Here is a 25,477-nt window from a genome sequence, read left to right as displayed (position 1 = left end):
GTGTTTATTCGACGCGGGTCTGGGACTGTTCGCGCAGGTACTGGGGCAAGTAGTAGAACGAGGCGATGGCCTTGCCGGTATTGCCCGAGCCTTTCCAGCCTCCGAATGGCTGATAGCCTGGCCAGGCTCCGGTTGTCGCACCTTGAGGGCGGTTGGCATAGGTGACGCCAGCCTCGACATTGTCGAAGAACCAGCCGGTTTCCTCGTCGTTGCCATAGAAACCTGCCGTCAGTCCGTACTGACTGGCATTGGTCAGCTGCATGGCCTGGTCGAGGCTATCTACCCGGGCAAGCATGACGATTGGCAGGAACATTTCGACCGTCCACAGGGGGTGGCTCAGCGGTGCTTCGGCCAAGGTAGGTGTGCAGTAAAAACCGGCGACATAAGGCTCGCTTTTCAGTTGTTCGCCACCGGTGATCAGGCGTGCACCTTGTTGCTGCAGTTGCGTGCTGTAGGTGGCGAAATTTTCGTAGGCCTTGCGGGTCACGACCGGGCCCATCCAGTTGCTCTCTACGGCGGGATCGCCGATCTTGATGGCGTGGATTTTTTCGGTGAGCAGGGCGATCAAACGCTCGGCCACTTGTTTCTCCACGTAGATGCGCGATAGCGCCGAGCACTTTTGTCCTTGCATGCCGAAGGCGGAGCGAATGATGCCCAGGGCCGCGCGATCAAGGTCGGCATGGCGGCTGACAATCACCGCATTCTTGCCGCCCATTTCGGCGATGCAGGGCTTTGGATAGGGCTTGTCAAGTTGAGCGCGCGCAATGTGCATGCCCACGTCATAGGAGCCGGTGAATGTAATGCCGGCGGTTTGCGGATGGTCGACGAGCGCTTGCCCGACCACGCTGCCGCTGCCATTGAGGTAGTTGAAGACACCGTCGGGTATGCCGGCATCGTGAATGCATTCGGCCAACAGGCGACCGGCCCACGGAGTTTCGCTGGCGCCCTTGAGCACCACTGTATTACCCGCAACCAAGGCCGCGGCGCTCGGACCGCCGGCGAGGGCGAACGGGAAGTTGTAAGGCGCAATCACCACCCAGGCGCCGTAGGGTTTGAGCACGCTGCGATTGGTGCTGGTGAAATCGTCCAGGGGGTCGTTGGGCAGGACCTGATCAAAACCCTGGTTCTGCTCCATCAGATCGCAGTAGTGATCGAAGAACACCGCGGTTTCCTGGACTTCGCCCAAGGCTTCCATGCGGTTCTTGCCGGTTTCGAGACTGACCGCCGCAGCGATTCGATAGACCCGATCTTCGATCAGTCGCGCCACTTTACGCAGCCGTTCGACGCGGACTTGCCAAGCGGTTGCGCGCCAGCCCGCAAAGGCTTTGCACGCGGCGGCCATCGCGGCGTCGACCTCCGATTCACCGGCCATGTGAAAGCGTCCCAGCAACCAGTATTGGTCGATCGGACTGCGTTTTTCGATCTTGTTCAGACTAACCACGTTCTTGCCATCGATGAACAACCCGTAATCGCGCCCCAGATCGTGCTTGAGCACGGCCATGGCGCGCTCGAATTGCTGATGCAGTTCGGCGGGTGGGTTGAACATCGTGGAATACGTCAGTTTGAAATCGCTCATTGTTGTTTTCCTCGGGTACCGGCGGGGTACGGCGACTTGGGAGTGACACAGTGAGCGAATGATTCACTTGAATCATAATCTAGTCAAGTGAATCATTTGGTTTATTTCTTGCGGTCGCTGAGCGCGATTGAAGTAGCGGTCAACGGAGCCTCAACGCAATGAACGAAACGCCGTGCGCAGTTCTTCGGTGAACAGCTGCGGCTGTTCCCAGGCTGCAAAATGACCACCTTTCTCTGCCTGGCGGAAGTAGATCAGATTGCGGTAGGCGCGCCGGGCCCAGCTCTCCGGCGGGGAGTAGACGTCTTGCGGAAACACCGTAATCGCCACCGGCAGCGAGATTTCGCTGGTCTTCTGGGCAGTGGATGACAGCGGGCTGCGGCCTTTGTTTTCCCAGTACAAGCGGCCCGAAGATGCGCCGCTGTTGGTCAGCCAATACAGCGTGATGTCGTCCAGCACTTGATCGCGGGTCGGCAACTGTTTCGGGTCTGCGCCGTAGGTCCATAGGGAAAACCCCGGATGCACCAACAGGAACGCGGCGAGGGCGACCGGGGAATCCGTCACGCCGTAGCCAATCGTTTGGGGGCGGGCGGCCATCATCGCGCTGTAAGCCAGGTTTCCCTGCTTGATCAGTTTGGCAACGGCATCGTAAGTCGCGCGTTCCTGTGGGGTGAAATCCGCCGGTGCGGGGCCTGCGACGGCCTGCGCGGCGCCTGCCTCGGGCGGGATCGTCGCCGGCAAATTGAGATGAATGCCGCGCAACCCCGGCGGCGCCTGCCGCGCCATCGCGCCGGTGATGGGGCCGCCCCAGTCGCCGCCTTGCGCGACGTATTGCTGGTAGCCGAGGCGTTGCATCAACTGCGCCCAGACCTGCGCAACGCGATCCGGATCCCAACCGGTGCCACTCGGTTTGCCGGAAAAGCCGTAGCCGGGAATGGACGGAATCACCAGGTCGAAGGCATCTTCAGCCTTGCCGCCGTGGGCGACCGGATCGGACAGTGGGCCGATGACCTGGACGAACTCGAACACCGAACCCGGCCAGCCGTGGGTCATGATCATCGGCAGGGCTTTGGGAGCAGGGGAGCGCACCCAGATGAAATGGATGTCGACGCCGTCAATGGTCGTCACGAATTGCGGCCATGCGTTGAGCTGGGCCTCGGCCTTGCGCCAGTCGTAGTCCGTGGCCCAGTAGCGCATCAACGCCTGCATCTGCGCCAGTTGCGCGCCCTGGGAGGTATCGTCGACGGTCTCCTTATCGGGCCAGCGGGTGGCCGAGATGCGTTGGCGCAAATCGACCAGATCCTGTTGCGCAATCGCGATCTTGAAGGGGCGGATGCTGTCGTCGGCGGACGCTGTATTTGCCGGGATGGATACGTAAAACAGGAAGCTGAAGACGACCGCAAACATGAGCTTCATCTTCATCACCTCTGCTGTGTGGGGACGATGAAATCGCCCGTATTGAGCATGGCACGTGCCCCGGAAACGGGCCTGCGCCACTGGTCGCAGTTAACTTGATCTACAGATTCGCTATGGCTATGTTTGAGTCTATAGATTCATAACGGGGTACAGGACATGTCACTCGCCCTCCAGGCGCAAACATTCACCAAGAACCAGTGCGTCACCGGCCTGCGCGCAGCCGTCGGCATCCTTGAGAAATGGGCGGCGTCCAGTGAACAGGCCTGTCGCATCCTGCGCATTTCCCGCAGCACCTACACTCGCGCCCGCCAACGCGATCCCGAGTGGGCGGTGGCGCTGGATGCCGATCAGATGCAGCGCATCAGCTTCGTGCTGAACATCCACGCCACGTTGCGCTTGATCTTCGATAACCCGGAAAACGTCTACGGCTTCCCGTCGATGGCCAACGACAACGAGTTTTTCAATGGGCGAAGTCCGCTGGAGATCATGTCTCAGGGCGACATGATTGCCTTGTACGAGACGTTTCGGCGGATCGATGCGCTGCGGGGCGCGCAATGGTGAAGGTCAATCAGCTGCCGGTGTTTGCCGGTGAGCCGTTGCAGGCCTACCGCTTGGTCAATTCAAAGTTTCCGCCGATCGCGATGTTTGATGACGTGGCCGATGCGGACGAGTTCGAGGTCTTGTACGAGATCCAGGCGCTGACCAATCCGCGCTTGAAGAACGAAGTAGGGCACCTTGAACTGATCGCCCGCAGCGAGATCCCGTTCGGCATTCCCGGTTGCTCTTACGCGACCGCGCCGTTCACCCACGTCAATCCGGCGGGCTCACGCTTCAGCGATGGCAGTTTTGGCGTGTTGTACCTGGCCGACACCCTGGAAACGGCGTTGGCCGAGGTGCAGCATCATCAAACGCTGTATTGGTCGAAGGTGCACAACCTCAACTATGAACGCTTTGTTTTCCGTGGGCTGTCGTGTTCTTTCGTGGACAAGGCGATGAAAGACGCGACGACCATTGCCATGACCGATTCGATCTACGACCCCGACGATTACGCCGATTCCCATCGATTCGGCACGGCCATCAGAAAAGCGCGGTGCCCTGGTTTGCGCTATCACTCCGTACGCCGGCAGGGTAGCCATTGCTGGGCATTGATGACCCCAAGGCCTGTGCTGTCGATTATCCAGACTGCCCATTACGAGATGATCTGGAACCGGCAGATCACCAGCGTCAACCAGATCAGCGAAGCCTGAGGTCAGGCCTTGACCCAGCGTTGACGGCTCCAGCTGCTCAGCGAATCGACGGCGAACACCAGCACCAGCATGGCCAGGATGACCGTACTGGCCTGGGCTTCCTGGAACAGGCTGAGGCTGACATACAGCATCTGCCCCAAACCGCCGGCGCCGACGAAGCCGAGCACGCTGGCCATGCGGATATTGTTTTCCCAGCGGTACAGAATGTAGGCCAACAGTTGCGGCAACAGGTTGGGCAGGGTGCCGTAACAGAACGCCCACACAGCATTGCCGCCTTGCAGTCGGATTGCTTCGGCAGGTTCGGGCGGGGTGTTTTCCAGTGCTTCGGCGAACAGTCGACCAAGCACGCCGGTGGTGTGCAGGGCCAACGCCAGGGTGCCGGCATTCGGGCCGAGCCCGGCGGCCAGCACCATCAGCGCTGCCCACACCAGTTCCGGAATCGCGCGCAGGGCGTTGAGTATCAGGCGCGAGGCACTTTTAAATGGCCAGCCGAACCGGCCCGCCGCCGGCAGCGCCAATATCAGACCGAACACTGCTGCGAGCAGGGTGCCCAGGGCAGACATGGCAATGGTCTCCACGGCACCATGGGCGATGGCCTGCAAATGGCCCGCGCTAAGGTCCGGTCTGAGAAAACGCTGCGCATAAGCGCCCATCTGCTTCAGGTTATTGCTATCGCCCAGCGCGCCGAGGTCGATGCCCAGATAGCTGAACGATGCGACTACCGCAGCGCCGATGCACAGCAGCAGCGCCAGATTGATCAGGCGATTCATGCCAGCCTCCAGCGCAGCAGGCGGCTGAGTTGATCGGCGAACAGCACCAGCACGAGGAACGTCAGCAACAGACTGGCCACTTCGCCGCCGGCGAACATGCGCAGCGACAGATCCATTTGCTGGCCCAGGCCGCCCGCGCCGACAAAGCCCATCACCACCGAAGCGCGGATCGCGCATTCCCAGCGATACACCGTGTACGACAGCAACTCGGCCGCGACATTGGGCAGGATTCCGTAGCAAAACGCCGCGAGCCGACCGCTGCCCGCTTGCAGCAGCGCGTGGGCCGGACGCTGGTCAACCGATTCGAAAATCTCCGCGTAGACCTTGCCGAGCATGCCGCTGTAGGTAATGGCAATCGCCAGTACCCCGGCCGTCGGACCGAGGCCCACGGCGCGCACGAACAGCAGGGCCCAGACGATTTCCGGCACGCTGCGCAGGAATATCAATAAGCCGCGCACCGGCCAGCGCAGCAGTCGGCCCCAGTAGCCTGGGCGTCCGGCACGGGAAGCGGCAGACAGCGACAGCGCACGACTGGCCAGCAAACTGGCGGGCACTGCCAACAACAGCGCCAGGGTCATGCCCGCAGTGGCGATGGCCAGGGTTTGCAAGGTGGCTTGCCACAGCAGCGGGAGGAATTCTTCGCCATAGGCGGGCGGCCAGAAGGTCGCCACGAAACGGCCGATTTCGCTCTGGCTGTCGCTCGCCAGCAGCACGCCAAGGTCCAGTTCACTGAAGTGAATGCCCGGCCACAACAGGGCAATGGCCAACAGACTGAGCAGCAGACGCGGGCGGGTGGCCGGATCTCGGGAGTCGCGCGTCAGCATCGGGGAATCTGCACAACCAAGGGCGGCGAAGGCACGGGCGGAGACTGTAATTGCTCGTTGGCGTAGAGCTTGTCGAGCAGCTCGCGGTCGACTTCGCTGGCCGGCAGGTCGAACAGGATCTGCCCGTCACGCAGGCCGATGATGCGCGGGAAATGCGCCAGCGCCAGGTCCACCGCATGCAGGCTGGCCACCAGCGTGACGTTGTGTTCCTGGGCATGACGGCACAGGACCGCCAGCGTGTGCTCGGCCAGCACCGGGTCCATCGCTGACACCGGCTCATCGGCCAGCAACACCTCGGGTGCCTGATACAGCACGCGGGCCACGCCAACGCGCTGAAGTTGACCGCCGGACAGTTGCTGGCATTGCGCGAACAATTTATCGCCCAGGTCCAGTCGGGCCAGCGCCGCCCGCGCACCGGGAATGTCCACCGGGTGCAGCAGGTTCAGCAGGCTCCGGCCCAGACTCCACTGGCCAAGCTTGCCGGCCAGCACCGCCGTGATCACACGCTGGCGTGGCGGCAGCGGTGGCGACTGATGCACCAGGCCGATCCGCGCGCGCAGGCGTTGACGCTGGCGGGCCGACAGCTGCCAGGCCTTTTCGCCAAGCAATTGCAGGTCACCGCTGCTCGGGCGCAGTGCGGTAACCAGCACATTGAGCAAACTCGACTTGCCCGCACCGGACGGGCCGATGATGGCGACCCGCTCGCCGGCAGCAATGTGCAGGTCAACACCACGCAACGCGTGCACGCCATTGGCGTGGGTGATGCTGACCCGGTTCAGTTGCAATGTCATTTGAGCAGGTCGGCAGCGCGCGCGGCTTCCTCGATGCCCTTGTAGTTTTCAGGCTTGGTTTCGATGAAGCGGCTGGCAGCTTGCAGATCAAGAATCTCCTTGTCCGCAGGCTTGGCCGGATCGAGCGCCAGGAAGGCTGCCTTGATCTTGTTGGCCAGTGCCGGGTCGAGCGTCCCGCGCACGGTCCAGTTGTAGTCGAAGTAGGCCGGGGTGGTGGCGAACACCTTGACCTTGTTGGTATCGACCTTGCCGGCGGCGACCAGTTTTTCCCAGACGCTGGCGTTCAGCACACCGGCATCGACCTTGCCGGCCTGGACCCACGCGACGGTGGCGTCGTGGGCGCCGGAGTAACCGACGCGGCTGAACCAGGTTTCCGGCTTGATGCCGTCCTTGAGCATGAAATAGCGCGGCATCAGGCTGCCCGATGTCGAGGACACTGAACCGAAGGCGAAGGTCTTGCCCTTGAGGTCGGCGAGAGATTTGACGTTCGGGTCGGCGGTGATGAATTTACTGGTGAACTGCGCATCCTGCTCACGCTGCACCAGCGGAATCGCATTGCCGGTTTTCAGGCGTGCCTGCACGAAGGTGAAGCCACCGAGCCAGGCCATATCAATGCGGTCGGTGGCCAGCGCCTCGACCACGGCCGGGTAGTCGCTCACCGGCACGAACTCGACCTTCATGCCCAATTGCTGCTCAAGGTAGGCGCCCAGCGGCTTGAACTTGCGCAGCAGTTCGGTCGGCGCCTCATCGGGAATGGCGCTGACTTTCAGGGTGTCCGCGGCCTGTGCGAGCAAGGTGCAGGCAGACAGGGTCAAGCCGATGGCGAGTGCCAGGGTACGCTTGAGCATGGAAGTTCTCCGTTTCGTTTGCGCAAGATTGTCGATGCGCGCGTTCAGGCTCAATGCCGCCCTGCGCACTGTGAGGGTAGACGAATTGCCGCGATTATAGGGGCTCTTCCAATCGCCTGCTGATTAACTCGCGGCCCGCCACACCAGCGTCGGTTTTTTTTGAATCTACAATGAAGTGCAGCTGAAAAACCGGGTATCACGCGAGTACGGAACCGCGAGGTGGGACGCATGCAAGGCACTGAACTGCAAAAGCGCGCACGTGTGCTCGATCCTGTCGATCGGGTTACGGAAGTGATCTTCGGTCTGCTCATGGCGATGACGTTCACCGGAACCATCAGCGTCGCGACGGGAGGCCAGGAAGCGGAACGCACGATGATGTACGCCGCGCTCGGCTGCAACCTCGCCTGGGGGCTCGCCGATGCGGTGATGTATCTGTTGCGAACCCTGATCGAGCGCACACGCAATCGCACGTTGCTGGCCAGTTTGCGCAGCGGGACAGACGCGGCGGGGCAGGCGCTGATTGCCGAGGCGCTGCCGCCACGCCTCTCGGCAGCCGCCGGTGCCGAGGAGCTGGAGGCGCTGCGTCGACGCCTGGTCGCGTTTGCCGGCACAGCGGTACAGCCGCGGCTGGTTTGGGATGATTTCATCGGCGCGCTCGGGGTTTTCCTGTTGGTCGTGCTCTCGACATTCCCGCTCGTGGTGCCATTCCTGTTGCTCGACGAGACAGGGTTAGCCGTGCGTCTATCCAATCTGGTCGGGCTCGGGGTGCTGTTCATTTCCGGCTGGATCCTGGCGCGCTACGCCGGGGGCAAACCCTGGCAAGGCGGGGTCGCGTTGGCGGTGACCGGCGCGGTATTGATCACCGCGATCATCGCTTTGGGCGGGTGAGGATGGACTAGACTCATCCAGTTAACCGTCGGTGCTAATCGGTGAGGAATAGGCCATGGCAAAGGATAAAAAGAGCGCCTCCAAAGGTAATCCCGCTAGTAGCGTTAAGCTGTCGAACAAAGACTATCTTGAACAGTTGCGCCGACTGCACGTCGAGCTGGTCAAGTTGCAGGAGTGGGTGAAAAAGGAAGGCATCAAGATCTGTATCGTCTTCGAGGGTCGCGATGGCGCCGGCAAGGGCGGGACGATCAAGGCGATCACCGAACGGGTGAGCCCGCGCGTGTTCCGGGTAGTGGCGTTGCCTGCGCCGACGGAACGCGAGAAGAGCCAGATGTACGTGCAGCGTTACCTGCCGCACTTGCCTGCCGCCGGCGAAGTGGTGATCTTCGACCGCAGTTGGTACAACCGCGCGTGCGTCGAGCGCGTGATGGGCTTCTGCAGCAAAGAGCAGGTGGTCACGTTCCTCAAGTCAGTGCCCCATGTGGAACGCGCAATCGTCGACTCGGGCGTGATCCTGCTCAAGTACTGGCTGGAAGTCAGCCCTGATGAGCAGACCCGTCGACTGGAAGCGCGGATCAAGGATGGCCGCAAAATCTGGAAACTGACACCCATGGACCTCAAGTCCTATAGCCGTTGGTACGACTATTCCCGCGCCCGCGACGACATGTTCGAGGCGACCGACACCGATCACGGACCGTGGCTGGTGGCCAACTCCAACGACAAACGACGGGCCCGGCTCAACATCATTTCCGATTTGCTCAGCCGCATTCCGTACAAGGATGTGCCGCGCGAGAAGGTGGTGCTGCCCAAGCGGCAGAAGCCCGGCGGCTATCGCGAGCCGGATTATCCACTCAGGCGCATTCCGGAAAAATTCTGAGAGGACGACGATCACTGAGCCGTATCGCACAGGCTCAGTGATCGACCTTCAAGGTTGTCCGGGTCAACTTCCGGGTTTGTTCAAGGCCGCTTCAGCCGCCGCGATTTCCGCCTGACGCTTGATGATCACATCACCCACTGGTGGCCCCTGGAAGCGTCGTGCTTCAAAACCGAACCAGACAATCGCCGTCAGCACCAGGAAACCGATGGTGATGTACAGCGCCCAATCGTTCGGCGGCTGGATCCCGATGACGAAAATGATCACCATCGACAGGACCGAGAGCAGGGCGAACACCGTGTACCAGAAACGTCCCATGTTCCACGGGCCCATGGTCGGCCACTTCGAGGTGCCGTAGGCAAACAGGCCCAGGACGATGGGAATGACGAAGGAGAAGAACAGGAAGATCACCGTGCAGGAGACCACGATGGTGTAGACCGGCGTCTCGCCGATCGAGATCACCGACGAGCCCCAGACGAACAACACCGCCAGCGTGGCACCGGTCCAGATGGCCGCCACCGGGCTGCGAAAGGTCGGTGAAACCGAGGCCAGTGCCTTGGAGCACGGCAGGCCGCCATCACGGGAGAAGGCGAAGATCATGCGGGAAACCGAAGTCACCGTGGCCAGTCCGCAGAGCACTTGCGAGATAAAAATCGCCACGTAAAGCGCAAGTTTCAACGTAGGGTTCACCTGCGTATCCATGGCCCAGAAAAATACACTCCAGCCATGGGTGGCCGCCTCGTCCATGCTCGGCAGCATCAGCACGAAGGCGCTGAGCATCACCCAGCCGAACAGCAGCGACCAGACTACCGACATCACCATGCCACGGGGCACCGACATCGCCGCATTGCGGGTTTCTTCGGAGGTGTGCGCGGAGGCGTCGTAGCCGGTGATGGTGTAGATCGGCAGCAGCAGACCGAGCATGAAGATCCAGCCGTTCGACACCTGTGGCCAGACACTGCCGCCAGCCTCGCCGGAATAGTTGCCGAAGGTCACCAGCCGCGAGAACTCATAACTGGGTGCCGAGATCAGGCAGACGACGGTCAGCGCCAGTGCGGTGGCGAAAATCAGGTAGCCGGAAAAATCAGTGAGTTTGGCGGTCAGGCCGATGCCCAAGTGATTACACAGGGCCTGGAGCCCCGTGAGGATGGCCAGGAAAATCACTCGGGTCGTGGTGGTGTCCTCCATACCCAATGCCGGGCCGAAAGCGCCGAAGAAAAAGTAATAGGTGCCGACGTTGATCGCACCGAGCACCGTCACCAGCCCCAGCAGGTTGAACCAGGCCGTGAGCCAGCCGGTGAAGCGATTGCCGAGAATCGAGCCCCAGTGATACAGGCCGCCAGCGGTGGGATAGGCCGAGGAAATCTGCGCCATGGCCAGGGCGAACACCCCGGAGATCAGGCAACCGATCGGCCAGCCGATGCCGATCGCGGCACCGCCTGCGCCCGAAGTGCCCTGGGCCAGTGAGTTGATGCCACCGGAAAGGATGCAGATGATCGAAAAGGAAATCGCAAAGTTGGAGAAAACGCCCATTCGTCGCGAGAGCTGCTGGGCATAGCCCATGCTGTGCAGCACCTTGACGTCATCGTCATGCGGCGCGTCGGTGCCGGGCTGGCTTGCTGGGTTCATTGTTGTGTGCCCCTTCAGGTTTGGGTGCAGGCCGAACTGAGCCGCCGTAGGCTGCGACCTGATTTTCTGTAGGAGCGAGCTTGCTCGCGATGGACTTAAGGGCGACGCGTTTATTCAGGAAGCACGCGTTATCGTTAACGCCCATCGCGAGCAAGCTCGCTCCTACAGACGGCCGTGGTATGCCGCTTGAAAAATTTCCGCCACGCCGGCCTTGGTCAACGGCAACGGATTGCCTCCCGCCGAGGGGTCGACAACCGCCATGTCCGCAATCAAGTCCGCCTGTTTGTCGTCCACGCCCAACTCGAACAGCGTGTGCGGCACGGCAACGTCCTTGCGCAATTTGAGGACGAAGGCCATGAAGCTGTCGAAACCCGGGGAGGGCAGGTGCAAGTAGGCCGCCAGGCGCGTGATGCGTTCTTCGATGGCCGGGCGATTGAATTTCAGGACGTAGGGCATCAGGGTCGCGTTGGTCATGCCGTGATGGGTGTCGTACAGCGCGCCAATCGGGTGCGCCAGGGCATGCATGCCGCCCAGGCCTTTCTGGAAAGCAGTGGCGCCCATCGCCGCCGCCGCGAGCATTTGCCCGCGCGCATCGAGGTCGGAAGGCGTGTGTACGGCGCGCACCAAGGCACTACTCACCAGGCGCATGCCTTCCACCGCGATGCCATCGGCCATGGGATGGAAACCGGGGGCGCAATAGGATTCCAGGCAATGCGACAACGCATCCATGCCCGTGCCGGCAGTGACTTTGGCGGGCATGCCGACGGTCAGGGCCGGGTCGCTGATGACTACCCGTGGCATCATTTTCGGGTGGAAAATAATCCGTTTGGTGTGGCTGCTATCGTCGATGATCACTGCCGCACGACCCACTTCAGAGCCTGTGCCCGCCGTGGTCGGCACCGCGATGATCGGGGCAATTCGGTTCTCATCGGCGCGGGTCCAGTAGTCACCGATGTCCTCGAAATCCCAGACCGGGCGAGTCTGGCCGCTCATGAACGCAATCAACTTGCCCATGTCCAGGCCACTGCCGCCGCCGAAGGCCACCACGCCATCGTGGTTGCCCGCGCGCCAGGCATCGAGCCCGCCGGCCAGGTTGGCTTCGACCGGGTTGGGCTTGAGGTCGCAAAACAGCGCAGCGGCCAAACCTGCGTCGCGTAACGAGTCCAGCGCTGCCGTGGTGATCGGTGCCCGTCCCAGGCCACTGTCGGTGACCAGCAGCGGTCGCTGGATACCCTGGCTGCGACAGACCTCGGCCAGTTCGGTGATGCGGCCGACACCGAAGCGAATGCTGGTGGGGTAGTTCCAGTTTCCAGTCAGGCTCATGGCTCAGATCTCGTGGCGCAGATGGAAGGATTTGGCGCGGGTCAGGTTGTCGTAGCCCAGACGCGACAGCGTCACGCCGCGCCCACTGTTTTTCACCCCGGTCCAGGCCAGCGCCGGGTCGAGGTAATCGCAGCGGTTCATGAACACGGTGCCGGTTTCAATCTCGTTGCCCAGGTGTTCGGCGGCGGCGAGATCGTGGGTCCAGATCGACGCGCTGAGCCCGAATTCACTGTCGTTCATCAAGGCGATGGCTTCGTCGTCGCTGTTCACCGGCATGATGCCGACCACTGGACCAAAGCTTTCGTCGCGCATGACCGACATTTGATGGGTGACACCGACCAACACCTGCGGCGCGAGATAGGCGCTGCCCGGTACGTCGGCGGCAAAGGCCTGCGGATCGATCAGCGCCGTCGCGCCTTGGGCCACGGCTTCGGCGATCTGCGCACGGACGAAAAACGCCGCGCCCGGCGTCACCAGCGGACCAAGGGTGGTGGCTTCGTCCAGCGGATTACCCAGCACGTATTGGCGGGTCAATTCGGCGAAACGCTCGACAAACTCCGGATAGATTTTCTGGTCGACGTAGATGCGTTCGACTGCGCAGCAGCTCTGCCCGGAATTGAAGAAACTGCCGTCCACCAGATTCTCTACCGCATGCTCAAGGTTGGCATCTGCGCGCACGTAAGCCGGGTCTTTGCCGCCGAGCTCCAGGCCCATGCCGAGAAATCTTGCGCTGGCGGCGTTTTCCATGACTTTGCCGGCCTCAACTGAACCGGTGAAGTTCACTTGCTGCACCCGGCCGGAGGCAATGACCGCCCCGGTCGACACATGGTCGAGCAGCAGATTCTGGAACAGCCCTTCGGGCAAATTGGCGCGGCGCATGGCTTCGGCGAAACGCTCGCCCACCAGCAGCGTTTGCGAGGCGTGTTTGAGGATCACGCTGTTACCGGCCATCAGCGCCGGGATGATCGTGTTGACCGCCGTCAGGTAGGGGTAATTCCACGGCGCGACTACCAGCACCGCGCCCAGCGGTTCGCGTTTGATCTGTCGTCGAAAACCGGCGATGGGCGTGGGTTCAAGTGCGGTCAGCGCGTCATGCGCAATACCGATCATGTACCGCGCCCGCTCTTCGAAACCGCGCAACTCGCCCGCGCCATAGCGCACCGGGCGGCCCATTTGCCAGGCCAGCTCCGGGACGATTTCGGCTTTCATGGCCAGCATCGCGTCCACGGCGGCGCTGCAAAAAGCCGCGCGTTCATTCAGTGGCCGGCGCTTCCATTGCGCCTGGGCGGTGGCGGCTGCTGCCAAGGCCTGTTCGATTTGCGCCACATCGGCACACTGACGTTCGGCATAAATCCGGCCATCGACCGGCGAGATGAGTTGAATCGTTGCTGTCATGATCGCCTCAATAGCGCTCGAAGCCGCGTTGCAATTCCCAGTCGGTGATCCGCCGGTCGTACTCTTTCTGTTCCCACTCGGCGGTGTGCACGTAGTGATCGATCACTTCATCACCGAACGCCTCGCGCAACATGCTCGACCCCTGGAGCGCGGCACTGGCGTCGCGCAGGGTTTTGGAGACTTCCGGCAATTGCTCGTCGAGATAGGCATCGCCTTCGAAGGGCGGTGTGAGCTCAAGTTTTTCGTCGACGCCGGCCAGCCCTGCTGCGATCAGTGCGGCGAAGGCCAGGTAGGGGTTGAGATCGGCACCGCCTATGCGACATTCGATGCGGATGGACTTGCTGCTTTCGGCGCACAAACGGAAACCGGCTGTGCGGTTGTCCCGGCTCCACACCGCGCGGGTCGGGGCGAAGGTGCCGGCCTGAAAGCGCTTGTAGGAGTTGATGTAGGGCGCGAGAAAACAGGTGATGTCATTGGCGTATTTGAGCTGCCCGGCGACCCAGGCACGCATCAGCTTGGACATGCCGAACTCGGCCTTGGCATCGTAAAACAGCGGCTTCTTGGCGTTCTTGTCCCACAGCGAATTGTGGATGTGGCTGCTGGAACCGGCCGCGTCATAGCGCCACTTGGCCATGAAGGTGATCGCCTTGCCCTGTAGTTGCGCGATCTCTTTGCAGGCGTGCTTGATGATGACGTGATGGTCGGCCATCGTCATGGCGTCGGCATAACGGATGTTGATCTCTTCCTGGCCCGGCCCCCATTCGCCCTTCGAGTTTTCCACCGGAATCCCGCAGGCCTGCAGATGCTTGCGAATCGCCCGCAGCACCGGCTCTTCGCGGGTGGTCTGCAGGATGTTGTAGTCCTCGATGTAGTGCCCGGCGGTTTTCGGCTTGTAGTAGTTGCGTTTGTGGATGGCCTCGTAGCTTTCGTCGAACAGGTAGAACTCAAGTTCCGAGGCGAACATGCCGGTGTAGCCGCGCTGACGCAGGCGCTCGACCTGTCTTTTCAGGATCGCCCGGGGGCTGTGGGGCAAGTCTTGCCGATGGTGATGGTCGAGCACATCGCACAGCACCAGCGCCGTGCATTCGAGCCACGGCACCTTGCGCAGCGTGCTCATGTCGGGCTTGAGCACAAAATCGCCGTAGCCTTTGCTCCAACTGGCCGCGGCGTAACCTGGCACCGGCTCCATGTCGATGTCGTCGGCCAGCAGGTAATTGCAGCAGTGGGTTTCTTCATGACCGCTGTCGATGAAAAACTCGACCTGGAATCTCTTGCCCACCAGCCGTCCCTGCATGTCGACCATGCACACCAGGACGGTGTCGATTTCGCCAGAGGTGGCAGCACGCTTGAGTTGGTCAAAACTGAGAAAAGGCTCGGTCATTACGGCAATCCTGCGCAAATTGTTTGGGTCTGTCTGAGATAGCTGTTGCAGACGCTCTCCAGAAAAATCCAACAACTGCCGCCGCGAGCATCGTGGGCAATAAGCTGCACTAAGCTTAGCCTACTGTCGGTTTTCGCAAGTTTTCACGGAGCGAAGCCTTGTGGAACGGGGTAAACATCGTTGGGAATGCGCCCGTCGGCGCAGGCCCGCATCCGGTTTGCGGAGGAACGGAAATGGCAAAGAAGAGAGCGCACTCGACCTACGAAAATCTCAAGCACCAGTACGATCGGTTTCCCCACCGTCGTGGCGGCGATCAGTTGGGCAGAGGATGTGATGGGGGAAGGGGCAGCATCCTGAATTAGCGTGCAGGCTCGCCGCTCACCACGGTCCGGTCGACCAGACGGATGCTGTTTCGCCCGCCACGCTTGGATTCATACAGCGCAGCGTCGCCTTGCTCGATCAATGCCGCCAGGCTGGCCGGTGGATGGTCGAACAAGTTGGCGCCGATGCTCAGGGTCACCGCTTCAGGCGTGGTGAATGTCTGCGCAGCGGCGCTGTGGAACTGATCACGCAATGCGTTGCCCATTTGCACGATTCGCTCCTTCGACGCGTTGCTCAGCAGGATGACGAATTCGTCACCGCCCAACCGCGCGGTAAGCGCGTCTTCGGGCAGCACCGAGCGGATCATCTCGCTCAGTGACACCAGCAACCGGTCGCCGGCGGTATGGCCGTACAGGTCGTTGACCGGTTTGAAGTTGTCGATGTCGATCAGTAGCAGTGCGCCCGGTCGAGCGCTCGATACGTCACGTAACAGCCGCGGAGCCCGCACTTCGAGGGCGCGGCGGTTGTACAGGGCGGTCAATGGATCGCGTTCGGCCAACCGTGCGATCTGCTTCTCTCGTCGATAGCGCTCGGTCCCGGTCATCGACAGCGCGATCAGCATGATCGCCATCACGCCTTCGACCAGGGAGATCTGAATGATCTCGCCACGAAAGGCCGCGAGGTCGATCAGCGTGCCCGGCACCACGGCCGTTACCGACTTGATGAGATAAAAAAGCCCATGGACCAGCAGCACGTAACGCAGCTGAACCGCCCCCACGCTCAGCGACTTGCCGTGGGGTCGCAACAGGAAACTGGCTCGTAGCGACAGCAGGGCGACCAGCAGCGAGTTGGCCAGCAGCATGATCTTTGACCACGAAGGCTCATCCGGCAGCAACAGCAATGCCACCCAGGCGACGAAGATCAGATACCAGGCGCGAGACAGGCGCGCCTGGGTGAAGCGCGCGACACCGACCAGGAAGAACCAGTGGGCCAACACCAGCAGGCCGTTGGCGAACCAGATACCCACCAGCAACAGGCCGATCCCGCGCAACAGGGCAAGCGTCGAACCCACGGTAATCGTCGCAAAACCTGCGCTCCAGAACAGCAGCGAGGGTTCACGAATGCTGCGCCACTCGATCGCCAGGTACAGCGCAGCCGCCGCTGCGAGGGCGATCGAGAGGGTCAACATCGTGGGAGGGTCGAGCGCCATAGCCTTGTTGCCTTTCTGAATGCGGTGGAAAGGCGTGATTGTAAGCGGTTCAGTGATCGACAGCATCGTCTGGCGTTAATGGACGGGTACATTCCCAATGCTATTCCCCCTGTGGTGCGAGCATCGAGGAATCACTCGACAGCGACGCAAGCGCAAGGTTACTTGACGCTTTCGCGCCCGATCACGTCTTGCTCCAGCCACTCGATGAACTCGGAAAAACCGCTTGAGCGCTTCACTCGCTTTGGATAAACCAGCGTATAGCGCCCGCCAGTAATGATGCTGCCTGAATGCACTCGCGTCAGTTGCTGGTTGAGCAATTCATCTTGCGTCAGCACAGCGTCGACGAGCGCGATGCCCTGACCGCATTTCACGGCGACAATCGCGGACTCCAGCGTATCGAAGGTCAGATGCGCGTTATCGGCGCCGGTTGAATCCGGGTAGTACTCATCCCAGCGACGCCAGTCGAGGCGATCCATGCTGGAGTCCACCAGCCGTGCGGTCTTGAGTACCTCTTCCACGGTGGTTCCGGCGAGCAATGCCGGCGAGCACACCGGAATCAGTTCCTCTTCCCACAGATCCAGCGCTTCGAAATCCGGCCATGTGGCAGTTCCGTAGGCGATCATCGCGTCGACCGATTCAAACGCAAAATCGGGAAAGCGGTGATACACCGTGTCGATACTGACGGTCACTTGCGGATGCAAGCGATAAAACGCCGTTAGCCGTGGAATCAGCCAGCGCGCCGCCATGGTCGGATGCGCGCGCAGGCTGACACTTTTACCGACCGTGGCGAGCATGTGCGATGCGTCCGACAGCAGGCCGATGACCTGCTCCGCAACCGGCACCAGCGACCGGCCTTCGGCGGTGAGCACGATCTTGCGCGTGTGCCGCTCGAACAGGCGGCTCTCCAGGCGCGCCTCCAATTGCGCAACCTGCCGACTCACCGCGCTCTGGCTCAGGTGCAGCTGTTCACCGGCCTGGCCAAAGTTGCCCGTCTTCGCAACCGTCAGGAAGGCCTGCAAAAGCTCGATGGATGGAAGTTGGCGGCTCATCGTTCTATGCGCTCCTCGCATGGGATTAATGCGGATACATCACTGTAATTTCAGCGGGTCGGGGCACATTCTTAGCCGAAACAGCGACGCGGCGCTACGCGTCATTTTCAACCTGACGGTTCCCCTATGAACATTCCAGAAGCAGCATTTGCCAGCGTGTCGACGCCTCAGGGTGAGCTCCTGCCTCGTGAAGTCGACGTGGCGATCATAGGCGCCGGTCTGATGGGGTGTGCGTGCGCGTACTACCTTAGCAAAGCGGGCGCCAAGGTTCTTCTCCTTGAAAAAAGCACGCTGGCGGGCCAGCAGTCGTCACGCGCCTGGGGCTTTGTTCGCCAGCAATCGCGTGACGAAGCCGAGGTGCCGCTGATGCAGGCCAGCATCGAAATCTGGCGCTCGCTGGAACGTGAACTGCAGACCGACCTGGGATGGCGCAACGACGGCTGCCTTTTCGTCGCGGGCAATGAGGCCGAGCGTGATGGCTACGAATCGTGGCTGTCGGTCGCGCGCAGCTTTTCGGTCGACACCGTGATGCTGTCGCCGCGTGAGGTGGAAAAGAAACTGCCGGGTTACGCCGTCCCGCAACTGGGCGGCTTGTTCACCGCCAGCGACGGCCAGGCAGAGCCCACGCTCGTGGCCCGCGCCTTCGCGATGCGTGCCCGTGAATTGGGCGCACACATCGTTGAGCATTGTGGCGCCAAAGGCATCGACGTTGCCGCCGGCCAGGTGGTGGGCGTTGAGACCGAGCGCGGTTACGTGAAGGCGAACACGGTGGTGTGCGCTGCGGGCGTCACGACGTTCCGCCTTCTGAAGATGCTCGGCATCGAACTGCCACAGCAACTGGTCAGGGGAACAGTGGCGCGGACCACGTCCGGGCCGACACTGAGTGGCATTTCGACGATCGCCAACGGCGTGGGTTTTCGGCAAAGGCTCGACGGCAGCTTCAACATCGCCGACGACGCCCATGTCGACGTCGACATGACGCTCGGCCATCTGCGCGCACTGCATTGGTATGCGCCTTCGCTGTGGGCACACCGCAAATCGTTTCGCTTCAATCTCAACGGTGCCTGCCTGACCGATCTGCACCAGCGCATGCCGTGGTCGGAATCGGCGCGGCTAGGGGAGGGGATTCACGTACGCAATCCGCTTATCCCACCGAATGAAAAAGGCTTGGGCACCGCCATGAGCGCGCTCAAGGCCGCGTTCCCCGGGCAGTTGAATACGCAGATCGCCGACCGCTGGGCGGGCGCCATCGATGTGTTGCCGGACGGCATTCCCGTCATCGACGCGCAAACGTCGCCGCGCGGTCTGGCCGTCGCCACCGGATTCTGCGGCCACGGCTTTGCCATGGGCCCCATCGTCGGCAAGACCCTGGCCAGTTGGATCGACTCCGGCGACCCGGGACTGGATATGCGCCAGCTGCGTCTGTCGCGATTTGCCGAGGGCGATGTCAAGCCACCGTCGTCGCTGTTCTAGTCGTTGCCAATGCGTCATTTCTCGGGAGAAATACGGTGACCAAACAAAACATCTATTACGATCCCGCCTCGGTGGCAGGCAAGGCGCCACCGATCAGCGACGAAACCGATATTCTCATCGTCGGCGCCGGCCCAGCAGGGCTCGCCGCCACATTGACCGCCGCCGGGCATGGCCTGCGCGTTACGCTGGTGGATGAAAATCCGGTCCCCCTCGAAACCATGGGCGAAGAGGTGCCGCTGCATTTCGGGGGCAGAATGGGCGCGGCGGTGGCCAACCGCAACAGCGTGCTGCAGACCCTTCTCGATGCGCGTCCGGAGATTGCCGAAGCGCTCGACGCCGGGGTCGATGTGCGTCTCGGCACGGCGGTCTGGGGACTGTTCCCGCAACAACCCACCACAGCGTGGATCGAGGGCGCCGTTGCCGGTCTGGCCGATGAGGAAAACGCCTGGCTGCTGCGTTTCAAACAGGTCATCGTCGCGGCCGGCAGGCGTGACATGGGCCTGGCCTTTGATGGTTGGCATCGCCCCGGCGTCATGGGCGCCAGCGCGGCTCATCGGCTTGCGACCGTTTACGAGGCGCTGGATTGCAAGCGCGCCGTGTTGGTCGGCAGCGACACGCAAGCGCTGGCGACGGCCCATGCGCTGACCAGCAAAGGCGTGCGTATCGTCGCAATCATTGAGCAGGCCGGACACGTGAGCGGCGATGCGGCACTGCTCGGCTTGCTGGTCGAGCACGGCGCCCAGGTGTTGACCGGGCATGTGGTTCGCGAGGCAATCGGGGATGCGTTCGGCGTCCAGCGGATTGCCGCCATCGCCGTCGACAGGGAGGGACGTCCCGTTCCCGGTTCCCTGCACGAGATCGACTGCGACACGGTGCTGCTTGGCGTGGCTGCCATTCCCGCGATTGAACTGGTCGAGGCGGCGGGGTGCAGCACGACATTTCAGGGCGACCGTGGCGGTCACGTCCCCGACACCGATCCTTTGCTGCGCACGTCGTTGCCCTTCGTCCTTGTGGCGGGCGATTGCGCTGGCGTATGGGCCTCAAAAAGCCTGGACGACGACATTTCCCGGCGTGAAGGCCGGGTCGCCGCGCAAACCGCTCTGGCCGCGCTGGGTGTCCATATCAATGAGGTCGACACGGCGCCGATTCCTGACCTGCCCGTTTTCGACATCGCAACCCATCGCGCGGCTTGGGTGCGTGCGTCCACCTTCCACGCGCAGAACCAACCCTTCGTGTGTTTGTGCGAAGAGGTGACGGCCAGCGAAATCCTCGGGCAACAGCCGCCGCGTTATCTCGACTGGACACCCGCCGATGCAGCTTTGAAAGACGCTATGCCAAACCCTTCGCCCAACCCGGATGTGACCAAGCGTCTGACCCGGGCCTGCATGGGCCCATGCCAGGGCCGTCGTTGCCGCGAGCAGGTGGCGACCTTGATCGGCATCGGCGCCGGTATGAGTGTCGAGGACATCGCGCTCGCCTCGTTTCGTCCGCCGGTGCGCCCATTGTCGCTGCAACAGGCCGGGCAGGTCGAAGAGGTGCCACAGATGCAAAGTCGATGGGATGCCTGGTTTGACATGCCGTCGCAGTGGACCCCGTTCTGGTTGTGCACCGGGCAACAGACTGTCGCCAGGCATCCGCTGGACGCTGCCCGACCTATCCATCCGTCGCATCACGAGGGCTGAGACCATGCAGGCAGTTAAGAAATCGACCACCAGCGCCTCCGTCGTCATCATCGGTGGCGGCGTGACGGGATTGAGCGCTGCGTGGTGGCTGGCGCGCGATGGCGTCGACGTGCTGGTCCTTGACGCAAGCCTGATTGGCTGGGGCGCATCGGGACGAAACGGCGGTGGATGCTCGCATCACCACAGTCCGTTGTTTGTCGAAGAACAACGGCTGTGGCCGATGATGGACGAACTGCTCGGTTATCCGACCGAGTACCGCCCGGACCGCATCAGTATCGACCTGACCGAACACCAGATTTCCCTCGATCAGAAAGTCGTGGATGAAGCCGCCTGGTACGGCTTGCGCGTCGACCTCCTGGACCCTCGGCAGGTGCGCGAACTCGTTCCTTTTGCCGGTGACAACGTGCTGGCTGGCTACTACTACCATTTCGGCGGCCATGCCAACCCGCACCGTACCTTGCAAGCCTATGCATGGGCACTGAAAAACCTCGGCGGTCGCGTCCTGGAAAACACGCCCGTCGTCGAAATCGAGCGCCAGGGCGATCGCGTGACAGGCGTGCGCACGGCCCAAGGCCTGCTCACCTGCGATCATCTGGTGATTGCTGCAGGTCCGCATACCGGCGAATTGGCGGCCCAACTCGGCGTAAACATTCCGCTGGTCACTGCGCGCGCCGAGATGATCGTGACCGAGCCGCTTCCGCTGTTGGAAGTCGGCGGTGTGGATGGCAACGGTTTGTATGGCCGGCAAACCCTGCGTGGCAACCTGGCGTATGGTGGCGGCCCGCACGAATGGGTCGATCTCGCCGATCTGCGCGGCACACGTCCGCAATCGACCCCGCTGCAATGCAATATCGCCAAACGACTCGCCGAACTGTTCCCCAAGGTTGCTCACAAACGGGTGATCCGCAGTTGGGCAGGGTTCATCGAAAACACGCCGGACGGTCGCCCCGTCATCGATCGTCCCGCAGTGCTGGACAACGTCACGGTGGCGACGATGTCCGGTGTCGGTTTCGGGCTCTCTCCGGCGAGCGGTCATGCCATTCGTGATCTGGTGGTTGACGGGTCGTGCAGTTTCGCCGATTTGTCTAGCTTCTCGCTCTCACGTTTTTCTTCACTTGAGTCTGATTGGCAAGCCATCCAGGGGTGGCTGCCGTTGCCCGCGCCTGCGGCGTAAAAACCTGTTGTATCGCTGCACGCAATTGAACCGTTCTATGTGCAACCATCCTCATAAAAATAAGGATCGACCATGAAACGAATGTTCCGCAATTTCACGTTGCTGGCCTCTATCGGCATGACGTTGTGTTCCTTCACGGCGCCCGCCAACGCCGCGGCGGAAACCCTGCGTTTTGGTGTTGCCGCGGAGCCTTATCCGCCGTTCCTGGTCAAGACCCCCACCGGGCAATTCACCGGCTTCGAACCTGACCTGATCCGGGCGCTCTGCGAGCAGTTGAAAGCCGAGTGCGAGATCAAGGAAGTGTCGTGGGACGGCATCATCCCGGCACTGCTCGCCAACAAGTTCGACGTGCTGTTCAACTCGATGGGCATCAGTCCTGAACGTCAGAAAGTCATAGCCTTCTCGCGTCCTTACTATGAGACGACCGGGATTTTCGTCGCCCAGAAGGGCGCGAACCTGACGCTGACACCGGAAGGCCTGGCCGGTAAATCCATCGGTGTGCAGGGCTCGACCACCAACGCCGAATTCATCCGCACCGCGTACGGCAAAACCTCCGACATCCGGATCTACAACACGCAGGACGACTGCAATGCCGATTTGCTGTCCGGCCGTATCGACGTCATGTTCCTCGACAAGCTCGGCGACATCGCTTTCCTGAGTTCCGCCGACGGCGCTGACTACGAAGAGAAAGGCACCGGCAGCGTGAAAATGGACCCGTTGCAATATGGGCTGGGGGTAGGGGCGGGCTTGCGCAAGAGCGACACCGCACTCAAGGCGCGAATCGATCAGGCACTCACCCAATTGCATGAATCGGGCAAGTACACGCAGATCTCGCAAAAGTACTTTCCGGTGGATCTGTGGCCACGTTGAAAGTCGGGGGCAGCTGGATTGTCCATTCTCATTAGCCGGGCGTGTCCTGCAGAGTCCTTCGCGATAGCCGCAAAGGATTCTGCCCCGTCCGTTATCGACCGGCGCTTTGGCCGCCGTCAACGTGCAGGATTTCTCCCGTGACGAACGCTGCCGAATCCAGGAACACAATAGCGCTGGCGATCTCGCTCGCTTCGCCCATACGTCCCAGCGGATGAAGGGAAGCCAGCATTTCGTAGTATTCCTCGGTATGCATAGGCGTCTTGGTGACGCCCGGTGCAACGGCATTAACGCGAATGCCTTGCTTCGCGTATTCAATCGCCAGCGACCTGGTCACGGCGCTCAAGCCACCCTTGGTCAGCGCCGCCAAGGCCGTATGCGCGCCGCTGATGCCGTTTTCTACGCTGCCGGTAACGGTAACCACATGACCGCTCCCAAGCTTTTGCATTTCTGCGATGGCCAGTTGGGTAATGTGAAAAAAACCAGACATGTTTACATTCATGACGGCGTTGTAGTCTTCGAGCGTGTGCTCAGTGAAAGGCTTACCGATGTAGATGCCGGCGTTATTTACCAGCGTGTCGATTCGGCCAAATCGCGCGACAGCTTCGTTGATGACACGCTGCGCAGTCGCTGGATCACCGATGTCTCCCGCTACTGTCAGGATGTCGGGGTCTTCTGACGGCTTGATCTTGCGGGACGTCGCGACTATCCGGTAGTTGAGCCCTCGGAACGCCTTCACTACTTCAGCCCCAATGCCTTGTGACGCGCCGGTAACGATGACTACCTTTTGCGGTGCACTCATGTTTTTTCTCCAGACATGTACTCGTTTAGCTTTGACGCCGATCAAGCCGACGACTCTGCAGCGCACTTTCGCGCTGCTAGCGGCCACGCAGGCGACCTCGAAGCGATGCAGACCCACTGATGAAGTTGGCCATGGCGCAAGTTTAAAGATTCGGCCGTTGGCGTCTGTCATGCGTTGGTAAAGGTTGTAAATACATGCGTATGAGCGACTTGGTACCCAAGTATGTGCGGCGCTGTTAAAGCAGACGTCCGCCCGGAATTGCTTCTGGAATTCGCGATCCGGGTGTATGGACGCGCTGTTCCTCTCGCCGCACACCACGCCCCGCTTCTGAATCAACTAAGGGAAATCTTTAGCCGGGTTGGCGTTTTCCCCCCTGCGGATGCTGTTCGTCTTAATACCCGCGGCGCGTCTACTGACTTACCTTGCATGGACAAGAGGCGTGTCGTCTTGACGGACTGCTCCATTGAGCTCGTCAGGCGTTTTACCCCATAACAATAAGAGGCCTGACAATGCTCGAACCCATCGTCATTTATATCCCTCAGGCCATCCGCCTTTGTTTTTAGTTTGATTCTGCTCCTGCTCCTATAAATACAGTGCCCAAGCACATACAGATGTGGAGATGTCGGATGTTTCAAGTAAAACAGTCTTGCCGTGGGCTCGGTATTGCCGGCGCGTTGGGAATGATGTGTTCACCCTTGGCAGCGCAGGCCGATGTAATTGATGACAGCCACTTCAAAGTGGATACGCGTAACTTCTACTTGCACCGTAACTACACCAATACCAATGCAGTCGATTCTGAAGTGCATAGTTGGTCCCAGGGTTTCGATGCGCAGTTCACTTCCGGTTACACCGACACAGCCCTGGCCATCGGCCTTGATGTGGACGCGCAATACGCCGTTCGCCTGGATTCGTCGGGCAACGACGGCTCGCTGCCGTACAGCGTCAGCGATCGGCAGACGGCCGATGACTACAGCCGCGCCGGTGCAACCTTCAAGATGCGCTACAGCAAGACCGAGTTGAAGGTCGGCGATCTGCGCCCGCAATTGCCTGTGGCGTTCGATGACACCAGTCGGCAACTGGATACCATCTACCAAGGGGCCGTGGTCGAATCCAAGGAAATCGATGGTCTGACGATGACCGGCGGCCGTTTCTGGTCGGCCGTGACACGAGAGTCTTCCAACCACGAGAAACTCTACAAATACGGCTCCACCGATAATCTCGACAGCGATGGCCTGGACTTCGGTGGCGTCACTTACGACATCAGCAAAAACCTGCAAGCCAGTTACTTCTATGGCGTGCTGCACGATATTTACCAGCAACACTATTTCGGCCTGATGCATATGGCTGATCTGGGCAACGGCTACAAACTTAAAACCGACTTGCGCTACTTCAATAACAATGAAGACGGCAATGCGCTAAACGGTGAAATCGACAACCGTTCCTATGGCGCCTTGTTCAGCTTGCTCAAGGGCGCTCACATGTTTGGCCTCAGTTACCAGCGCATGCTCGGTGACAGCGTGTTCCCGACCATGAACGGTTACATCCCGCAGCCTTATCTGGTGCACTGGTCGTCCCTGGGGTTTGTCCGCCCGGGTGAAAAGTCCTGGGGCGCGCGCTACAGCTATGACTTTGCCGGGATGGGCATGCCGGGGCTGAAGCTCTACACCCGTTACATCAAGGGGACCAACTGGAACCGTGGCGGCAACCTGAGCGACAACCAGGAAAGCGAACGCTTTCTGGGGCTCAGCTATGTGGTGCAGAGCGGGGCGCTGCAAGGCCTCGGGCTGGATGTGCGCAACATCGATGTGAAACAAAAGTACGGCTACGACTACAACGAATTCCGTGTCGCCACGACCTACACCTGGAAGTTCTGGTAAGCCCGGTCCATCCGGCGATTGACCCCATAACAATAAGAGGCCTGACCATGTTCCAACCCCTTG

Annotated in this window: 22 protein-coding genes; 9 read left to right on the top strand and 13 right to left on the bottom strand. The window is 61.1% G+C overall.

Translation table 11 applies throughout. The annotated features are described in order from the left end of the window. Positions 1 to 4: 4 nt before the first annotated feature. Complete coding sequence (locus tag ACM110_RS04025) at positions 5 to 1,576, bottom strand: aldehyde dehydrogenase family protein (RefSeq protein ID WP_416126669.1); 1,572 nt, start codon at positions 1,574 to 1,576, stop codon at positions 5 to 7. A 150-nt stretch (positions 1,577 to 1,726) separates the two neighbouring features. Next, positions 1,727 to 2,989 (bottom strand): epoxide hydrolase family protein, encoded by a 1,263-nt coding sequence (locus ACM110_RS04020; protein ID WP_416126668.1) that lies wholly within the window; start codon positions 2,987 to 2,989, stop codon positions 1,727 to 1,729. Positions 2,990 to 3,145: 156 nt separating this feature from the next. On the opposite strand from ACM110_RS04020, the gene ACM110_RS04015 reads away from it, so the two are divergent. Further along, a complete protein-coding gene (locus tag ACM110_RS04015) occupies positions 3,146 to 3,550 on the top strand; it encodes an antitoxin Xre-like helix-turn-helix domain-containing protein (RefSeq protein ID WP_416126667.1) in 405 nt (134 codons plus the stop codon). Beyond that, positions 3,544 to 4,236 carry an RES family NAD+ phosphorylase gene (locus tag ACM110_RS04010; RefSeq protein ID WP_416126666.1) on the top strand — a complete coding sequence of 231 codons (693 nt, stop codon included), beginning with the start codon at positions 3,544 to 3,546 and terminating at the stop codon, positions 4,234 to 4,236. Before ACM110_RS04015 ends, ACM110_RS04010 begins: the two co-directional genes overlap by 7 nt. A gap of 2 nt (positions 4,237 to 4,238) precedes the next feature. Here the strand turns inward: ACM110_RS04010 and phnE are convergent, their stop codons facing one another. From phnE to ACM110_RS03990, 4 genes are read right to left on the bottom strand one after another with little or no spacing between them, the layout of a single operon-like run. Continuing rightward, the gene (gene phnE / locus ACM110_RS04005; RefSeq protein ID WP_416126665.1) at positions 4,239 to 5,006 is read right to left on the bottom strand and encodes a phosphonate ABC transporter, permease protein PhnE; all 768 of its coding nucleotides are present in this window, start codon (positions 5,004 to 5,006) and stop codon (positions 4,239 to 4,241) included. Next, positions 5,003 to 5,830 (bottom strand): PhnE/PtxC family ABC transporter permease, encoded by an 828-nt coding sequence (locus ACM110_RS04000; protein ID WP_416126664.1) that lies wholly within the window; start codon positions 5,828 to 5,830, stop codon positions 5,003 to 5,005. Before ACM110_RS04000 ends, phnE begins: the two co-directional genes overlap by 4 nt. Next, positions 5,824 to 6,621, bottom strand: a complete 798-nt coding sequence (locus tag ACM110_RS03995) for a phosphonate ABC transporter ATP-binding protein (RefSeq protein ID WP_416126663.1) — start codon at positions 6,619 to 6,621, stop codon at positions 5,824 to 5,826. Before ACM110_RS03995 ends, ACM110_RS04000 begins: the two co-directional genes overlap by 7 nt. Then, complete coding sequence (locus tag ACM110_RS03990; RefSeq protein WP_338581414.1) at positions 6,618 to 7,469, bottom strand: putative selenate ABC transporter substrate-binding protein; 852 nt, start codon at positions 7,467 to 7,469, stop codon at positions 6,618 to 6,620. The genes ACM110_RS03995 and ACM110_RS03990 overlap by 4 nt, the downstream gene beginning before the upstream one ends. 228 nt (positions 7,470 to 7,697) lie before the next feature. Between ACM110_RS03990 and ACM110_RS03985 the strand changes: the two genes are divergently transcribed. Both ACM110_RS03985 and ppk2 read left to right on the top strand, forming a co-directional pair. Continuing rightward, the gene (locus ACM110_RS03985; RefSeq protein ID WP_416126662.1) at positions 7,698 to 8,357 is read left to right on the top strand and encodes a hypothetical protein; all 660 of its coding nucleotides are present in this window, start codon (positions 7,698 to 7,700) and stop codon (positions 8,355 to 8,357) included. A 55-nt stretch (positions 8,358 to 8,412) separates the two neighbouring features. Further along, positions 8,413 to 9,234: a polyphosphate kinase 2 gene (gene ppk2, locus ACM110_RS03980; protein ID WP_416126661.1), complete on the top strand. Its 822-nt coding sequence runs from the start codon at positions 8,413 to 8,415 to the stop codon at positions 9,232 to 9,234. Between the two features lie 63 nt (positions 9,235 to 9,297). Here the strand turns inward: ppk2 and ACM110_RS03975 are convergent, their stop codons facing one another. The 6 genes from ACM110_RS03975 to ACM110_RS03950 all read right to left on the bottom strand — a co-directional run bounded on the left by ACM110_RS03975 (position 9,298) and on the right by ACM110_RS03950 (position 17,539). Beyond that, positions 9,298 to 10,860 carry an amino acid permease gene (locus ACM110_RS03975; protein ID WP_416126660.1) on the bottom strand — a complete coding sequence of 521 codons (1,563 nt, stop codon included), beginning with the start codon at positions 10,858 to 10,860 and terminating at the stop codon, positions 9,298 to 9,300. A 162-nt stretch (positions 10,861 to 11,022) separates the two neighbouring features. Further along, entirely contained in the window at positions 11,023 to 12,183 is a 1,161-nt protein-coding gene (locus tag ACM110_RS03970; protein ID WP_416126659.1) for an iron-containing alcohol dehydrogenase, read from the bottom strand. 3 nt (positions 12,184 to 12,186) lie between these two features. Beyond that, positions 12,187 to 13,578 carry an aldehyde dehydrogenase family protein gene (locus ACM110_RS03965; protein WP_416126658.1) on the bottom strand — a complete coding sequence of 464 codons (1,392 nt, stop codon included), beginning with the start codon at positions 13,576 to 13,578 and terminating at the stop codon, positions 12,187 to 12,189. A gap of 7 nt (positions 13,579 to 13,585) precedes the next feature. Further along, positions 13,586 to 14,959 carry a glutamine synthetase family protein gene (locus ACM110_RS03960; protein ID WP_416126657.1) on the bottom strand — a complete coding sequence of 458 codons (1,374 nt, stop codon included), beginning with the start codon at positions 14,957 to 14,959 and terminating at the stop codon, positions 13,586 to 13,588. A 358-nt stretch (positions 14,960 to 15,317) separates the two neighbouring features. After that, positions 15,318 to 16,490 carry a GGDEF domain-containing protein gene (locus ACM110_RS03955; RefSeq protein ID WP_416126656.1) on the bottom strand — a complete coding sequence of 391 codons (1,173 nt, stop codon included), beginning with the start codon at positions 16,488 to 16,490 and terminating at the stop codon, positions 15,318 to 15,320. Positions 16,491 to 16,648: 158 nt separating this feature from the next. Further along, positions 16,649 to 17,539, bottom strand: a complete 891-nt coding sequence (locus ACM110_RS03950; RefSeq protein ID WP_416126655.1) for a LysR substrate-binding domain-containing protein — start codon at positions 17,537 to 17,539, stop codon at positions 16,649 to 16,651. Between the two features lie 126 nt (positions 17,540 to 17,665). Between ACM110_RS03950 and ACM110_RS03945 the strand changes: the two genes are divergently transcribed. From ACM110_RS03945 to ACM110_RS03930, 4 genes are all read left to right on the top strand, one after another. Continuing rightward, entirely contained in the window at positions 17,666 to 19,012 is a 1,347-nt protein-coding gene (locus tag ACM110_RS03945; RefSeq protein ID WP_416126654.1) for an NAD(P)/FAD-dependent oxidoreductase, read from the top strand. 35 nt (positions 19,013 to 19,047) lie between these two features. Beyond that, positions 19,048 to 20,694: an FAD-dependent oxidoreductase gene (locus tag ACM110_RS03940; RefSeq protein WP_416126653.1), complete on the top strand. Its 1,647-nt coding sequence runs from the start codon at positions 19,048 to 19,050 to the stop codon at positions 20,692 to 20,694. Positions 20,695 to 20,698: 4 nt separating this feature from the next. After that, positions 20,699 to 21,868: an NAD(P)/FAD-dependent oxidoreductase gene (locus ACM110_RS03935; protein ID WP_416126652.1), complete on the top strand. Its 1,170-nt coding sequence runs from the start codon at positions 20,699 to 20,701 to the stop codon at positions 21,866 to 21,868. 72 nt (positions 21,869 to 21,940) lie between these two features. Next, positions 21,941 to 22,738 (top strand): transporter substrate-binding domain-containing protein, encoded by a 798-nt coding sequence (locus tag ACM110_RS03930; RefSeq protein ID WP_338581387.1) that lies wholly within the window; start codon positions 21,941 to 21,943, stop codon positions 22,736 to 22,738. Between the two features lie 91 nt (positions 22,739 to 22,829). Here ACM110_RS03930 and ACM110_RS03925 read toward each other — a convergent pair whose 3' ends face one another. Then, positions 22,830 to 23,537, bottom strand: coding sequence for an SDR family NAD(P)-dependent oxidoreductase (locus ACM110_RS03925; protein WP_416126651.1), 708 nt, complete (start codon positions 23,535 to 23,537; stop codon positions 22,830 to 22,832). 626 nt (positions 23,538 to 24,163) lie between these two features. Here ACM110_RS03925 and ACM110_RS03920 point away from each other — a divergent pair. Next, positions 24,164 to 25,414 (top strand): OprD family outer membrane porin, encoded by a 1,251-nt coding sequence (locus tag ACM110_RS03920; RefSeq protein WP_416126650.1) that lies wholly within the window; start codon positions 24,164 to 24,166, stop codon positions 25,412 to 25,414. Positions 25,415 to 25,477 lie beyond the last annotated feature (63 nt).

The organism is Pseudomonas sp. NFX98 (genome assembly GCF_047784845.1).
Lineage (GTDB): Bacteria > Pseudomonadota > Gammaproteobacteria > Pseudomonadales > Pseudomonadaceae > Aquipseudomonas.
The sequence above is the reverse complement of the archived record's forward strand: the minus strand, read 5'-3'. Positions and strand labels throughout refer to the sequence as shown.